Annotated in this window: 10 protein-coding genes; 3 read left to right on the forward strand and 7 right to left on the reverse strand. The window is 51.8% G+C overall.

The annotated features are described in order from the left end of the window. Nucleotides 1–12 precede the first annotated feature (12 nt). The 4 genes from MPHASIOC01_RS00700 to MPHASIOC01_RS00715 form a co-directional block, all read right to left on the reverse strand. Nucleotides 13–3777, reverse strand: a complete 3765-nt coding sequence (locus MPHASIOC01_RS00700) for a cellulose synthase subunit BcsC-related outer membrane protein (protein WP_353613732.1) — start codon at nt 3775–3777, stop codon at nt 13–15. Next, complete coding sequence (bcsB, locus tag MPHASIOC01_RS00705) at nt 3770–6106, reverse strand: cellulose biosynthesis cyclic di-GMP-binding regulatory protein BcsB (protein WP_353613733.1); 2337 nt, start codon at nt 6104–6106, stop codon at nt 3770–3772. Before bcsB ends, MPHASIOC01_RS00700 begins: the two co-directional genes overlap by 8 nt. Beyond that, nucleotides 6093–8210 (reverse strand): UDP-forming cellulose synthase catalytic subunit, encoded by a 2118-nt coding sequence (bcsA, locus tag MPHASIOC01_RS00710; RefSeq protein WP_353613734.1) that lies wholly within the window; start codon nt 8208–8210, stop codon nt 6093–6095. Before bcsA ends, bcsB begins: the two co-directional genes overlap by 14 nt. A 197-nt stretch (nt 8211–8407) precedes the next feature. Continuing rightward, the gene (locus tag MPHASIOC01_RS00715; protein ID WP_064597481.1) at nt 8408–8800 is read right to left on the reverse strand and encodes a hypothetical protein; all 393 of its coding nucleotides are present in this window, start codon (nt 8798–8800) and stop codon (nt 8408–8410) included. A gap of 556 nt (nt 8801–9356) precedes the next feature. On the opposite strand from MPHASIOC01_RS00715, the gene MPHASIOC01_RS00720 reads away from it, so the two are divergent. After that, entirely contained in the window at nt 9357–11009 is a 1653-nt protein-coding gene (locus tag MPHASIOC01_RS00720; RefSeq protein WP_064597482.1) for an EAL domain-containing protein, read from the forward strand. A 134-nt stretch (nt 11010–11143) separates the two neighbouring features. Here the strand turns inward: MPHASIOC01_RS00720 and MPHASIOC01_RS00725 are convergent, their stop codons facing one another. Then, complete coding sequence (locus tag MPHASIOC01_RS00725) at nt 11144–11452, reverse strand: hypothetical protein (protein WP_156519044.1); 309 nt, start codon at nt 11450–11452, stop codon at nt 11144–11146. Between the two features lie 870 nt (nt 11453–12322). Here MPHASIOC01_RS00725 and MPHASIOC01_RS00730 point away from each other — a divergent pair. Further along, nucleotides 12323–12775 (forward strand): YaiI/YqxD family protein, encoded by a 453-nt coding sequence (locus MPHASIOC01_RS00730; protein ID WP_064597486.1) that lies wholly within the window; start codon nt 12323–12325, stop codon nt 12773–12775. Nucleotides 12776–12897: 122 nt separating this feature from the next. On the opposite strand, the gene MPHASIOC01_RS00735 is transcribed toward MPHASIOC01_RS00730, so the two are convergent. Further along, the gene (locus MPHASIOC01_RS00735) at nt 12898–13107 is read right to left on the reverse strand and encodes a YdgH/BhsA/McbA-like domain containing protein (RefSeq protein WP_064597488.1); all 210 of its coding nucleotides are present in this window, start codon (nt 13105–13107) and stop codon (nt 12898–12900) included. Nucleotides 13108–13319: 212 nt separating this feature from the next. Between MPHASIOC01_RS00735 and dsbG the strand changes: the two genes are divergently transcribed. After that, a complete protein-coding gene (dsbG, locus tag MPHASIOC01_RS00740; protein ID WP_353613735.1) occupies nt 13320–14081 on the forward strand; it encodes a thiol:disulfide interchange protein DsbG in 762 nt (253 codons plus the stop codon). 64 nt (nt 14082–14145) lie between these two features. On the opposite strand, the gene eno is transcribed toward dsbG, so the two are convergent. After that, complete coding sequence (gene eno, locus MPHASIOC01_RS00745; protein ID WP_353613736.1) at nt 14146–15438, reverse strand: phosphopyruvate hydratase; 1293 nt, start codon at nt 15436–15438, stop codon at nt 14146–14148. Between the last annotated feature and the right edge of the window lie 12 nt (nt 15439–15450).

The raw sequence follows: 15450 nt of genomic DNA on the forward strand, positions 1-15450 counted from the left end.
ATATCCCACCGATTAATTGTCTTGATCGACATAATATTTAAAATAAATCAGAGCTTTACCTTCGTTGTAACTGCCAAAGGTGTCATACCCCAGGTTTGCGCCCAGTGCGACGTTGTCATTCAGGCGATAACGGGCGTCCACACCGAGGGTGTAGCCGATACCGTTTTTCGCGGTTGCTTTGTAAACGCTGTCCACATCGTCATCTGAGCTGGCATAGCTTTCGAGTGTTGACTGCAGGCTGCTGTGGCCTGGGTAGTAATCACTCTGATCCTGTTTATAAGACTGGTAGCCGACGGAGCCACTCAGTGTCATGTCCCAGTCACCCCAGTGGCGGCTGAATGTCACAGGTAATGTCAGCGACATATAATCCTGCGGGCTGAAGTAACCGCCCTGGCCGGTGGTGAAGTAACTGAGGTTGCGCTGGAAATCCATGTAGTTAACGTTCACGCCCATACGCAATTCGCTTTCTGGCGTTTGATACAGGCGAATATAGCTGCCTGCCATTGCGTTAACAGAATGGTTCGTGGGGACGTTGGTACCCAGGTAAGTGTCAAAGCCGAGTTTGGTATACAGGCCGACCAGGTCATTATCCCAGGCATACTGTGCGGAGACGCCGTTACGGGTAATGGCACCCCATTTTTCGCCAGTGGTTTTATCTTTGGCGCCCACGTAAGACAGCAGGCTGTCTGTGACTGCGCGGCGTTCAGCTTTCAAATCCAGCGAGCTGTGGTCAGTCAGTTGTGGCTTCCACTCCATGCCACCAACCAGCCGTGTCATCTGGCCGCCAGTAGGCGTGCTGCCAACATCCAGTTTGTAGCTGTCGCCGCTCAGGGATAAATGGGTTTCCACCCCGTTGGCCTGCTGGCTGCCCTGGCTGTCTGCATTGGTGGATGTGGTGCTGGTGGAGGTTGCCGCCGCCAGTTTCGCCGCATGGCTGATAGCGCCATAACCAAAGCGGTTAGCGGATTCCCCCGACATTTCTCCGGCATTCAGCGTGACCGGTGCCACATCCAGGCTCAGGCGGGCATTGCTGTCGCCCAGCGTACCGGAAACGGTCATCGGGGCTTTGACTTCAGTCAGTTGGCCCAGCCCCGCCTCACCGTTACGGGAACGAATTGAGACTGCCCCACCAGTCCAGGTTGCGGCTTTCTCTTGCAGATTACGCATCATACTGTCGATGTCGTTCAGTGCAGTCAGTTGGGTTTGCTGTGTGGGTGACGGTATTGACAGCACACTGTTGATGGCATCGTCGCCATTGCTGACATCATCGGACTGTATACGCCATCGTGCCGTGCGTAACAGTGACATCGCCTGCTGGTTTTGACCTTGTGCGGCAGCAACATGGGCGGCAAGCAGTAGATAGTCGGTGTTCTGGTTTGGTTCCAGTTGAGAGAAATACTGCTTCGCTTTGTCGCTGTCGTTACGCGCCAGTGACAGCCAGACTTCGCCGGTGAGCGCCTGCCTGTCCTGTGGGGATTTACGCAGCACATACTGATAGATTTCATCGGCTTTATCAGTCATATGGTCTGCCTGGTAAATCCGTGCAACGGTCAGCAACAAGTCAGTATTGGTCGGATTATTGCGCAGGGCTGGCATCACCAGATCCCAGGCGGCACGGATTTTATTGTGTGCACGCAGGGTATCCGCCTGGGTTATCAGGTTGGCGAGGCGGATACGGTCTATTTCTTCCTGGCTGGAAGCGTTTTGCAATGCCGGGGCGTTAAGTACGCTTTCCGCTTGCGCAAACAGCCCGGCCTGGTTGAGTACGCGGATCTGGCTGGCGTAATCGGCCAGTGAACCCTGTAACCCCTGCGCCTGGCTGTTACGTACCAGTGCCAGTGCACTGGCGCTGTCGCCAGCCTGCATTAATAATTCGGCAAGGCGGCCAGCATCCACAGGCGCTTGTGGCGGCGTTCTGGAAAGTATACGCAGGCTGTTGAGTGCCGCCGCGCGGTTGCCTTGTTTAATATAGTTCTGGGCAATATCCAGCTGGCGGTTCAGCAAAATGCGGCTGTTAAGCGCCCGCATATCATCGCTGAAATGGGCAGTGGGTACCTGTGACATCAGGCTTTGGGCTTTGGACCAGTTGTCATCTTCGACAAAATAGACCGCTGACGCATACAGTGCATCGTTATGCTGGGTTGCTGTCAGGCCGCTTTGTTGTGGCAGGGCAGACATGATTACTGCGGCGCGTTGCTTTTCACCACTTTGGCGTAATAAGCGGGCGTAATCGAGCTTAAGCCAGGCATTTTGCGGGTATTTCGCCACCGCAGCCTGCAAAATTTGCATCGCCTGGGACATGTTCCCCCCTTTGATGGCTGCTTCGGCAGCTTTGCGCTGCTCATCGCCGTTATCACCCCAACTGGCATAACGGGTGCGCAGGCGGGCGGGCAGGGTACGCAGAATTTGCGCCGCTTCGGTCTCTTTATGCTCTTGTTTGAGGATCCAGAACAGGCTGGTGCGCGCGGTGGTGTTCTGCGGGTGTTCGTCCAGTAACTGGCGGTAGACCTGCTCAGCGTCAGACAGTTTTCCCTGGCGGCGGTAAATGTCCGCACGCAGCATATCGGCGGCCTGGCGCTGGTCAGTTGACGTTCCCTGGGCATTGTCCAGCCGGTTTAATGCTTCAGCATACTGCCCTTTTTGGGTCATTGAGCGGGCCAGATTCAGTGTGCCATAAAAATGGGCGTTGTCTGCGTCTTTGGTCCACTGGGCGTCATTGGTATTGCCGGTGTCTTGTGCTGAAGCCTGGCGCAGCAGCGTTTCTGCCTGGGTAAAATCCCCATGACGTAACGCGACATAGCCCAGCCCTGCCAGCGCGTTGCTATCTTTGGGCTGTGTTTTGAGCACTTCAGTGAATTTTGTTTTTGCTGTGCTCAGGTCGCCACCATTCAGTGCATCAAAGGCTGCTTTGGTTGCCCCGCCATCCACACTTTTACGGTAGTGATCCATGGGGGCGGTGTCATCCGGATGGCGGCTGGCATAAGCGGTGTATACGGGTAAATCTGTTGCTTTCGGGTTCAACCAGAGCAACGCTTGTTGTAAGGCTTTATCGGCAATTTTGTTGTCTGGGGCCAGCCCGGAGAGTATGGCGATGCCTTCACGCCGCCCGCTTTCCTGCCAGGTCAGTGCTGAACCCAGAGCCAGTTGTGTTGCTGCATCCCCGGGCAGCATATGTGCCCGGCGGCGCAGGCCATCAACACCTTGTTGCCATGTGTCACTGTCGCCTGCCAGCGTCTGGTAATACTCCAGCGCCAGTTCATCCGGCGGCGGGTTGCCATGTAGCAGAGTACGGTATGTGGCAATCGCTTCTTTGATATGCCCGCTGCGTGCCAGATCCCGGGCGGTATTCAACTGCCCACGGGAAATGGTTTGCATTGAGTTCGCGCCATCCAGTGACGCCAGATGCGGGTCATCCGGGGAGATGTCACTGATTTTTTTACGCCAGATAGCGGCCTGTTGTGTATTGCCGCTTTGCATCTGGTACAACGCCATCAGGTACATGGCATCAATATTGTGGTTATCCACTACCAGCACTTTTTGTAGTGCTTCCATAGCCATGTCATCGTGAGCTTTGCTGTGCCAGTAACTGGCCTGAGCCAGCAGCTTTTTCACCGCGTCATCGTTAGCGGAACCGGGTTTATCGCCCACAGTATCGCCTGCCGCCGCATTATCTGACGCGGTATTACCAGGCTGTGTGTTGCTTGCCGCGTCTGCAGGGTAACTGGCACCGACCAGACACAACAGGGCAAAGGCATGTGTCAGCTGTTTCTTATTCATGTTTCGATGTTCCGTGCAGGCGTTGGTGGGCGTGTTTCTTCAGCCACTGGTACAGCAAGGTGCTGGACAGTAACGCAATCAGGCAGACAATCAGCGCCAGGTAAAAAATGTGCTGGCTGGCATACCACAGCACGCGCATCCACACAGGCAAATCGCCAGTGATGAACTGCGTGCCAACACGCCAGGTTTTGACATCGCCTGCCCCTGTCACGGCGGTAAAATCGCCAGATGCTACGGACTGAAACCCTTGCCGGGCCATATCCACCGGGAGTTGTTGCAACCCTTGTGAGCTGGTCGCGGTTGCCAGCACGACCACACGTTTAGCGTTCCACGGGGAGCGCAGGCTGATAAACCCACGCCAGGCACTGTTGTCGGCCAGAAAACTGGCGGCATCGGTGTAGTTTCTTCCCCAGTCACCGGTCAGCAGCGAAATCAGGCGGCTGGCAGCATCAGGAGCCTCCACCTCCAGCGTATTTTCGTTCAGTGAGAACAGGCTACCCTGTAGCAACGGTGCGATTAAGTTGCTGTTTTTCAGGCTGCCGATTGCCAGAATATCGCTGTCAGCCAGGCGTTGCTGGCCTGCATCTTGCTGAGGAATTCCGGTATAAATCTGCACAAAACTGGCAGCGACACCGGTGTCACGACCAGACTGCGCCATCATATCCATCAGTAGCGTGACATCTTCTGAGCTGGGGTGAGGCGGCAGCAGAACCGCAGTCTGCGCCAGGTCAGCGTGGCGGGTGAACGGGAACATTGCGCTGGTGAACCAGGCCAGGTTAGGTAATTGCCCAAAGTGCCATGCATGAGTGAAGTCCAGCGTGGAATCACCCTCTACCCGGCTCTGAATACTGTCATCCGCCATGGCGCTGCAGGGCGCGTTTTTCCGCACACTGGTACCAAACCAGAACCCCAGTTGGTTATTTCCAAATACGGTCCCCGGGTCGATATTGACAGTGGCGTTTTGTTGGCGGCTGGACAAACCCAGCATATCCATCACGGGGGTGAAAATACCGCCACGGCTGGCTGGCAGGCGTTTGAGAAATTCGCCATTGATGCTGACATTCAGGAACGAATGTTGGTCATCAATCCAGGTTTTCTGGGCGAAGCTGTAATTCAGGTGCAGCGGTATCGTGGTGCCATCCCACATAAATAAGTCTGGTGCAGCGCGGAATGCCAGTTGGTTAGCACCGTGCCAAATCCCGTGGGCAACCAGTGCGCCGCTGTTGGCTTCCAGAGTGCTGAGTTTTACCGGGTGTTGGGTATTCACCCAACGCGGCGCATCGTAAGCCTGGCGTTGGGCCAGTGTGATAGCCGGCACTTGCAGGGTATCGGTGTCGGGTAACCCCGGCTGGGTTAAGCGCCACGCCGCCTGGCGCAGCTCAGCTTCATTGCGGCCACTGACTACCAACAGTTTGTATGCCGGGTTAAGCGGGTTATCGATAACCTGCAATGTCGGGCCACTATTGTCGGCAATGACAACCGGGCCAATATGGTCGCCAGGTTTGCCAAACAGAATCCCATTTCCTGGGGGGAGTTCATTATATTTGGCCGCAAACTGGGTGCCTTTCTCGCTATTCATTACCCCAAACTGCGAAGCGACAATCGCCGATGCCGTTAACACAGAGGCATCCGGGTTTTCTGGAAATGCGACGTTTAACGAGGCACGCTGCATCTGCTTAACATCAAGGAAGGGGCGCGGGAAGGTGCTCAGATTTTTACGCACATCCAGCCACAATCCCTGGTAGTTCAGTGCGGAAGAAGGCATCAGAGTAACCCGGTAATTCGCCGGAAGTTCGCGCTGGCAGCTCCAGGTGTCGTTAATGATGTCGTCCCCGGTTTTTAACTGAAAACTGAGGTTGTTATGGGAGGCAATCATGGATGACGGAATATCCAGGTTCCAGAAGCCCTTACTTTGCTGGAGCTGATCCAGCGGTATGGCGCCCAGAGGCTGGCCGTTCAGCATTAATTGCAGGTTTTCACCCGGTACACTGACCGCGCTCAGTTGCAGGTTAAGGTTGAGGTGCGCAGCGGTAATCACCAGGTCACCTGGCAGAGTAAACGATAACCCGTTCTGCAACTGTTGGCCGGAAATCATCAGGCCAGTGGCGGCCCCCATATCTTTAAAACTGATGGTGTTGGCGACATTCTGGTTACTGTTGTTTGCCGCGGTGATACTGGCAACATCCACTGCTGGAGTATTTCCCTGCACACTGACGGGCAGGGGCAAATCCGGCAGGGCATCTGCTTTATTCTGCAATGCGGCGAAACTGGCCTGGCTGGCGGCACATAACAGGCAGGTTGCCAGAAGCGGGCGTTTAAATCGCATCATTAACCTCTGCCTGTGTTTTGGGAACTTCCGCCATTTGGGCATTAAACCCGTTAGTGTGTTTTTTACGGCCAAAGAACAATTCCCATACACATTGCAAAATGCTCAGGAAAGAGGCGATCGGGCGGTCTGGCGCATGAGGGGGTTTAAACCAGGCATCCGCGCGGGATAACACAACACGTACCAGTTTGCGGCGTTCATTCAGGGAGAAGTTGTCGAACTCCATACGCAATTCGCCCACCCCCGTACCAGTGGTGCGCAGGGGAATATGCGCCACTTCGCCACCCAGCCCCAACTCCAGCATGACTGCGTTTTTATGGGCAAGGTCATGGCCTTTAACCAGTGCCACACGCGCACCACCCATGGAAACATCGAGCGTGTGTGTATCCATAGTTGAGCCATCGGAGAAGCGCACTCTTGTAGGGAGTTTGGCGGTGATGCGGATGGTTTTACGTACTTGTTTTGTCTCTTTAGCAACAGCAATAGAAGCCAGCAGAGTAATGGTACTGAAGGTGCCCCAAATAATATTGAACAGGATAACCCAGGGGTCGATACCGGTGTAGAAGCCCATGTAGTAGCGCGCACCCACCCAAATCATGCTGCCAACCATCAACAACGCCGTGATGATAAGTGGGCGCACAGTGGTGGCGTCAAAATAGTCTTTATCCAGCAGATCGCCTTTGTCGGTAACGTTAAATTTCCCCAGTTTTGGTGCAATCATGGTCACCAGGGTTGGCAATATCAGGTGGAACGCCATGACGGTTTCATAGATTTCCCCCCAGAATGCATAACGGTAGCGGCCGGTGATTTTAGAGTTCACATAGGTGGATAAAATCAGGTGCGGCAACGCATAGGAGAAAATCAGCGTGGCGGAAGAAGAAATAATATTCAGGTTAAACAGCATGAAGACCAGTGGCGCGGTCAGAAAGATGACGCGTGGCAGGCCATACTGAAAGTGCAGCATTGCGTTCAGGTAACACAGGCGCTGAGTGAATTTCAGCCCCCGGCCCAGCATTGGGTTATCTACCCGGAAGATCTGAGTCATACCACGCGCCCAGCGGATACGCTGGTTAACATGCAGCGCCAGGCGTTCGGTGGCAAGCCCGGCAGCCAGAGGAATATCCAGGAAGGCAGTATTCCAGCCACGGCGCTGGAGTTTCAGTGCGGTGTGGGCATCTTCTGTGACGGTTTCAACTGCGAAGCCACCCACTTCATTTAACGCATCACGGCGAATCACCGCACAGGAACCACAAAAGAAGGTGGCGTTCCAGTTGTCGTTGCCTTGCTGCACCGGGCCATAAAACAGTGCGCCTTCATGGGGCACATGTTTAGCCGGTGTCAGGTTACGTTCAAAAGGATCCGGCGAGTAGAAATAATGCGGCGTTTGAATCAGCGCCAGTTTCTCATCCTGAAAGAAAGCACCAACGGTGGCTTGCAGGAAGACACGGGTTGCCACATGGTCGCAGTCAAATACGCAAATCAGTTCCCCACGGGTGAGTGTCATCGCATGGTTAAGGTTGCCTGCTTTGGCATGGCTGTGCTCGCTACGAATAATGTAGCCAACGCCTGCCTCTGCGGCGAAATCGCGGAATTCGTCACGTTGGCCATCATCCAGAATATAGACGCTGACTTTATCTTTCGGGTATTCAATACATTGTGCTGCTAGAACCGTATCACGTACTACATCCAGGCTTTCATTATAGGTGGGTACATAGATATCAACGGTAGGCCAGGTGCTCTGGTCTGCAGGCATTGGTGCAATTGGGCGCTTTAAAGGCCAGGACATTTGAATATAGCCCAGCACCAAAATTGTCCAGGAGTAAATTTCTGCAGCAAATAATAGTGAACCCAGCACCATTTCAACGCTGGAGTCAAAATGCAGCGTTGTTGTTGCACGCCACCAAATATAGCGAGTTGACATTAATAAAGAAAAAACCAGCATGGTTAAAACGGCTTTTTTGTTTTTAAATCTGCCAATAATAAATACTGCCGCAACCACAGCCATGCCGAAGATGTACTGTTTATTGCTATTCATTGGTGTGAAAACAACCAATAGCGATAATGCCAGTAACAAAATTGTAAGAATGAATCTCAGTATTTTTCGCATATTTCTTATCTTGAACAGGAAAATGAGCAGGATTTTCCAGCCAGTGCCTGTAAACCGGCGACCCCAAAAAATATTACCTGCCAGTTGAATCTGGCGACAAAATCAGACAAACATGCAAATCAATAGCCGGTATGTATGATACTGGCCTGGTTATATTCCGGCTGTTAAGCCGATACGGCTAAATATGAGATGTACTGCTATTTACCAATGACGGCGAATAAGATATCCAGGCGTACCGGATTTTCTTCGCGTGCGCGGGTTGCCGGGCGGGTCATTTGGGCAACACTTTCCATAATACCAGAAGCGAGGGAACTGCCCCGGTTACTGTGCACAGGGTTTACGGGCGCAACCTGGCGTTCGGCCTGTTTATGTTTTGCTGTGCTGACAGGCGCTGCGTTATTCACATTAGTGCTCTCCAGACGGTTGATAGATTTAACATTATCAGGTGCTGTGCCAGGCGTGACCGGAGTGGCTTCATGAGTTACAGTTACATCGTCTTCTGTATCACTGGTCTGGGCATCACCCATTTGCTGGAAGGCAACACCGGACATTTGCAGCTTTGCTGTCAAAGAACTGAGATCGTCATACATAATCGTGTCTGGCCCTAATATAAAGAACGTTGTGTGGTATTCGTCTTCTTTCCAGCCCGCCTGTGTGCTGCGAGTGGTAGCATTACTTTTTCACTATTCATTCACTAAAAAAGTAATGAAATCTGTTCATATCCGACGAATTGAGAATTTCCTTATATACTGTGTGTGAGGTCAGTACAGGTCAAGTGAGTGTATCGATAAATCAAAAATGATTTATTTTGTTTGTCTATGAATAATTAAAACTTTCTCTATGAATGCCAGGGGGAATTGCCCGCCAGGCCTCATGTGACACTGGCAAAGACGAAAAAGTTATTACGGGGAAGACTATAAATAAGCGTAGTTGATAGATAATAAATAACAAAAAAATTCATACTTCATTCACAATCCACAGAGAGTTATCGGCAGACATGAGTCTCTCTTTATCAATAAATAAAAGAGCATGTATAGATACCATCTATAAATGTTTATCTTTACCAGGATAATGCTGTCTGGATATTGAACAACGGAATTCTTTCTATTAGCATGAAGGCGAACTTTTCATCTAAGAAAAATAAATATGCATTCTGATAATGAGGTTTTCGGCTCTCAGAATATGCTTGTTGCATTAGAGCATGTTCATGATGCTGTTGTGCTATTAGACAGTTCGCAAACAGTTATTTTCTTCAACCATGCGGCAGAGAAGCTTTGGGGTTATCCGGGCGTTACCGTATTTGGCCGCCGGGCGGCAGAGATCCCGTTATTTTATACACCAAAACAAACAACGGCATCTCAGCAGACAACGCAGCTGACAGTGATTACCGCAACGGGCGAAGAAAATGCCTTAAGTGCAACCATCAGTTATGAAGGCGAGCAAGGGCAAGAAGTGCCGTGCATGATAGTTGTGCATGTCGACCAGGAAAAAATCACACAGCTTGCTAATTTTGATCATCTGACCGGCCTGCCAAAACGCCGCGCACTGCATCAGTATATTGATACTCTGATTGCCGGAGATGAACACGCGCGTGCCGCGTTGTTTTTCCTCGACCTGGATCATTTCAAAGATGTGAATGACGCGCTTGGCTATGCGGCTGGCGACCAGGTGCTGGCAGAGATTGCCCGCCGCCTGAGTAGTGAGTTTTCGCGCCAGGCTTTTGTCAGCCATGCCGACAGCGACTCGTTTGTAATGGTTATGCCGGATTGCGATGTCACCAGAGCGACGGCAGTGGCCCAGAAAATCCAGGCGTTGTTCCGCATTCCGTTTAATGTGGCTGACATGGCTTTGAACGTGACGGTCAGCACGGGTGTGAGCCTGTACCCTGAGCATGGTGCTGAGCGGGATATGTTACTTAAACAGGCCAACCATGCTTCGCACCAGGCAAAAGCCGCTGCGTCTGGCGGGTACCTGTTCTTCCACAGTGAAATGAACCAGGTGGACCAGGAGCGGCTGAAACTGGCTGCGGCACTGAAGCTGGCGATTGCGGGTAATCATCTGCACCTGCATTACCAGCCACAAGTGTGGCTGAAAAATGGTGAGCTTTATGGCGTGGAAGCGCTGGCCCGCTGGACCGACCCTGTACTGGGCGATATTCCCCCAGGAAAATTTATCGCGCTGGCAGAAGAGACGGGCGAAATTGAAGCCATTGGCCGCTGGACACTCCATGAAGCTTGCCGCCAAATGGCGGAATGGCGCAATAACAAAATCATGGTGCCTGTGGTGTCTGTGAATTTGTCGCCAATCAACTTTTATAACAGCAGCCTGCCACAATATATTGGCTATTTGTTGCGCCAGTTCCGTATTCCTCCAGAATGCCTGACTATTGAAATCACCGAAGGAGTGATGATGGATAAGCGCCCGGAAACCATGGAAGTGATTTGCGCTGTCCGCGAGCTGGGGGTAGGTCTGTCGATGGATGATTTCGGTACCGGGTTTTCCTGCCTGTCGCGTCTGGCGCATTTGCCAATGACTGAACTGAAAATCGACCAAAGTTTTATGCGCGATTTAAACGACGGCAGCAAAATGAAAGCCATTGCCACGACAGTAGTGAAAATCGGCCAGAGCCTGCAACAAACGGTGGTGGCGGAAGGGGTGGAAACGGAGCAGCAACGCAGCCAATTGTGTGAGCTGCAATGCGATATAGCTCAGGGGTATTTATATTCCCGCCCGCTTAATGCATCTGCTCTTGCTGTCTGGTTGATGAGCAGCCGCCCGCGGGTTGAAGTGGTGTTGTAACCGGGATAAGTCTTTTAGCGGTAATATTCAACAGGGAGCATGGTGCTCCCTGTTGTGCAGAATAGGCAGAATACTGGCTTTCAGCTCGTTTATTAATATCTTTCAGCCTGCCGTTCTCTGGATGGAAACCTGCTTCAGTTATAGTCCACTGTCACTAAATACATATTTTCCGCGGTTTTCCGGTAAGAAATTGTTTTCACCAGTGGTGAGAGGGTCGGTCGCCATGTGGTGTCGTTTATGGCAAAGGTTTGCTGAACTTTCCTGCTGTTATCGGCACACTGCAGGTTTACAGATTTTGCAGCAGGGTTATTTTCGATATTGCATACCGGGTTTACAATACTGCCCCGAAACGTAATGGTGCCGCCCTGGGGCGGTGAGGCAAATAAATACGGTGAAAACAGCAGCGCTGAGCTCAGCACCACAGGTATTATGCGTTTCATCATGGATACCTCGGTTGGCGACGCATGGCGTCAGTATGTTCGAGTGTATGCAGAGGATGAAAAGCTGTTGTGAAGAATAAAGACTGTTTTGTAGGCTATTTCTGCATTTTGGGTTGTGCGGTATTCACAAAAAGACCACGCCAGCGGTGGGGCCAGCGTGTGGAGAGAATTAGCTAATTAGCTTTAACCCCAGTGCAATAAGTAAAAAAACAATTATAGCCCAAAGCATTTGCCTGCCTGAGCGGTAGACTGGGTTGCTGTCAGTCGTTTTTTCTTGTGTATTGTTTATGCTCATATTAATTATTAGAAAGTGATTTTAATAATTCGCCTGAAAATTTATACAGGCAATGCTATGTGCACAGAACAAACCGTATTAATCCCAGAATAAGAAGAATGAAAAAAATCAAACGGGGGAATAAGCCCCATTTTAACTGCGTCCTTTGTGTATAAGACACGATGCTCTGGAGCTGCGCAGAGCCTTGTGTTACCTGAATCAGTAACTAAAGCGACCACAGCCCATCTGGGATAACATAACCCACTCTAAACAACTTAAATGACGGCCAGGTGACAAAACTAACCGCTCAAAAAATATCGAGTGAGAATTTATTATGAGTGCATGTGTAATATACATGAAAAAATAAGAAAGAAAATGCTTATAAAAGAGATGGTTGAATAAATAGTATGCATCTATTATTAATATAATGCTTAAGAGATAACATCAATAATTTAACCAGAAATAAATCTTTTTTGATTAAAAATAAAATTTCTTTGCAGTCTGGCTAAAGTCTCTCGCCAACTTCGCTTCCTGGTTCATAGGCGGAGAAGGTAAAGGGCGTTAAGATATGTGTATTGACTACAGCCAGAGGAAACGGAATGTCGGCTATATGGGTGGATGCAGATGCGTGTCCCAATGTGATTAAAGAAGTGCTGTTTCGGGCGGCAGAGCGGGCGCAGGTTCCTCTCACTCTGGTGGCGAACCAGATGTTGCGGGTTCCTCCTTCACGGTTTATTCGCACCATGCGGGTCGCCAGTGGGTTCGATGTGGCGGATAACGAGATTGTGCGTTTGGTCGAGGCTGGTGACCTGGTGGTAACCAGTGATATTCCGCTGGCAGCCGAAGTTCTGGCAAAAAGTGCCTGGGTGGTGACCCCCCGCGGTGAACGTTACACCGAAGAGACGATTCGCGAACGACTGACATTGCGTGATTTTATGGATACGTTGCGCGCCAGTGGCATTCAGACTGGTGGCCCGGCGGCGTTGAGCCAGAAAGACCGTCAGCAGTTTGCCAGCGAGCTTGAGCGCTGGTTACGGGAAGCATCACGTTAAGGTTTTGGAAATTAACCGGGTGGGAATAAAGAAATTGAGGAATTATTCAGGGGGAATAATGGTAACTCGCTGTCAGTAAACAGGGCGGGCAGCAGAGTGGCCCCTGCCGCGCCCGGAGTAACTTATTTGCTCAGTTCTGCAGTCATATGCACCTGGTTACCCGCATATGCTTCGGTAATGTGGTAATCAGCGCCTGCCTGTTTAGCCTGAGCGGCGATTTTTGCTTCTGCACCATCTAAAGTGGATGCTGATGCACTCACGGTTTGTGCGAAAGCGCCGAAAGACATAACAGAAAGAGCAGCAACTGCAACGAAAGTTTTGACAGAATTCATGGTCGTATTCCTTAATGGTTTGTTTGTTAGTAAGGCGTTTTGCCTTGATGTGATAAATCATAGCCCCGTCTCTCATCGATCAAAAGCTGAACAATTTGCTCATATTGTTCGAATATTTTGAATGAAAATATAGCAAGGTCTGCAACGGGCTCACTGCTATGCTGTGTGTGCCGGGCACGGCGTTGTTGTGCCCTTTTCCCTGAGAGGTTTCCATGAAAATAAGAACAGGTATTGCCGCCTGTCTGGTGTTATTCAGTGCAATGCAGGTACAGGCAGATGAGCCCTTACCTCCGGCGGTGGCGCACATTGCCAGCCAGGGCATTACTATTATCAAGAAAATCAAAGGGCCTGGTGGTATGCAGGGCTGGCTGGGTCAGTACCAGGGTATGGGGGTGACGATTTACCTGACGCCCGACGGAAAACACGCCATTTCAGGTTATCTGTATGATGAAAAAGGCAATAACCTGAGTGAAGCGTTGTTTAAACAGGAATTGTATATTCCACAAGGCCGGGCGCTGTGGAAGAAAATGATCCAGGGCCCGGTGATAAAATCTGGCCGGGATGATGCGCCACGCAAACTGGTGGTGTTCGCTGACCCATTCTGCCCTTACTGCATGCACTTTCATGCTGCGGCGCAACCCTGGGTTGATGCCGGTAAAGTGCAACTTTATACCCGCCTGGTGGCGGTGCTGAAACCACAAAGCGGGCGCTATGCGGCGGCTATCCTCAGCGCCTCTGACCCGGCGAAAGCCTGGGATGCCTGGGAGCAGTCCGGTGGGAAAAAATCACCGGCTCCTGGAGAAAAAACGCCGCAAAGTGTTGTGCAGGCATTACAGGTGAATCAACAACTCATGGATGAAGCTGGTGCCAATGCCACGCCTGCCATTTATTACCTCAACCAGAATAACGAATTGCAACAAGTGGTGGGGATGCCAGATGAGCAACAAATGGCGGCAATGTTTGGGCCGAAATAGCACAAGGGAGAACTAACTGAGTGGGGCAGGCTGACCCCGGCGTGGAGTCAGCCTGCTGTTGATATCAGGCCGTGTGGCGTACAAACGCTTTCGGCCCGGCAAACTGAGCTGCTGCGCCCAGCATCTGTTCAATGCGCATCAACTGGTTGTATTTTTCCACACGTTCGCCACGGCAGGGTGCGCCGGTTTTCAGGTGCCCGGCACGCAGTGCCACAGTCATGTCCGCGATAAAGCTGTCGGCGGTTTCCCCACTGCGGTGTGAAATAAATGCCCCCCAACCATGCTGCTGGCACAGCGCGACAGCATCAAAGGTTTCACTGAGCGAACCAATCTGGTTGAGCTTAATCAGCGCGGCATTCGCCACATTTTCTTCAATGCCGCGTTGGATGTATTTAACGTTGGTGACAAACAGGTCATCACCCACCAGCTCAATCTGCTGGCCCAGGCGGGCGTTCAGGTGCTGCCAGCCGCTCCAGTCATCTTCCGCCAGGCCATCTTCCAGTAACACAATCGGGAACTGCCCCAGTAATTCAGCATAGTAATCTGTCATTTCTGCGGCAGTGAGGGCGCTGTGCTCGGTACGCAGGTGGTATTTGCCATCGCTGTAGAATTCGCTGGATGCCGGATCCATACAAATACTGATATCTTCCCCCGGGCGGTAACCGGCTTTTTCTATTGCCTGCACAATCAGCTCCAGTGGCTGGCGGTTAGAAGACACGGCTGGTGCAAACCCACCTTCATCGCCCACTGCGGCAGACAGGTTGTTATCCAGCAATATTTGGCGCAGGGCCTGGTAAACTTCGCTCCCCTGGCGCACGGCTTCAGCAAGGTCTGGTGCGCCAAGGGGCGCAATCATAAACTCCTGGAAGTCTGCTCCCTGGTTGCGGGCATGCACCCCGCCATTAATGATATTCATGCAGGGTACGGGCAACAGATTCGCCCGGGCTCCCCCCAGATAGCGGAACAATGGCTGGCGGGTGGAAAGTGCTCCCAGGCGTGCAACAGCCAGGGAAGCCCCTAAAATCGCATTGGCACCCAGTTTGCTTTTATTGTCGCTGCCATCCAGTGCCAGTAAAGTGTTATCCACCTGGCGCTGGTCGCACACCTGCAGGCCAGCCAGGGCTGCGTTGATTTCATTATTGACGGAGGCCACCGCGCCCAGCACACCTTTGCCGTTGTAACGGGCTTTATCGCCATCGCGGCGTTCTATGGCTTCCCGGGAACCGGTGCTGGCTCCGGAAGGTACGGATGCGCGAGCCATCAGGCCTTCGCTACTGAATGCCTCAACTTCTACCGTTGGGTTACCCCGGGAGTCGAGAATTTCGCGGGCGATAACTTTCTCAATTGTTGTGCTCATAATCTTTCCTCG

This window comes from Mangrovibacter phragmitis (genome assembly GCF_040429585.1).
Lineage (GTDB): Bacteria > Pseudomonadota > Gammaproteobacteria > Enterobacterales > Enterobacteriaceae > Mangrovibacter > Mangrovibacter phragmitis.

Excerpts from the sequence above, each read along its gene's own strand:
- MPHASIOC01_RS00700 (WP_353613732.1), bottom strand. The coding sequence starts at position 3,777 with ATGAATAAGAAACAGCTGACACATGCCTTTGCCCTGTTGTGTCTGGTC.
- bcsB (WP_353613733.1), bottom strand. The coding sequence starts at position 6,106 with ATGATGCGATTTAAACGCCCGCTTCTGGCAACCTGCCTGTTATGTGCC.
- bcsA (WP_353613734.1), bottom strand. The coding sequence starts at position 8,210 with ATGCGAAAAATACTGAGATTCATTCTTACAATTTTGTTACTGGCATTA.
- MPHASIOC01_RS00715 (WP_064597481.1), bottom strand. The coding sequence starts at position 8,800 with ATGTATGACGATCTCAGTTCTTTGACAGCAAAGCTGCAAATGTCCGGT.
- MPHASIOC01_RS00720 (WP_064597482.1), top strand. The coding sequence starts at position 9,357 with ATGCATTCTGATAATGAGGTTTTCGGCTCTCAGAATATGCTTGTTGCA.
- MPHASIOC01_RS00725 (WP_156519044.1), bottom strand. The coding sequence starts at position 11,452 with ATGATGAAACGCATAATACCTGTGGTGCTGAGCTCAGCGCTGCTGTTT.
- MPHASIOC01_RS00730 (WP_064597486.1), top strand. The coding sequence starts at position 12,323 with ATGTCGGCTATATGGGTGGATGCAGATGCGTGTCCCAATGTGATTAAA.
- MPHASIOC01_RS00735 (WP_064597488.1), bottom strand. The coding sequence starts at position 13,107 with ATGAATTCTGTCAAAACTTTCGTTGCAGTTGCTGCTCTTTCTGTTATG.
- dsbG (WP_353613735.1), top strand. The coding sequence starts at position 13,320 with ATGAAAATAAGAACAGGTATTGCCGCCTGTCTGGTGTTATTCAGTGCA.
- eno (WP_353613736.1), bottom strand. The coding sequence starts at position 15,438 with ATGAGCACAACAATTGAGAAAGTTATCGCCCGCGAAATTCTCGACTCC.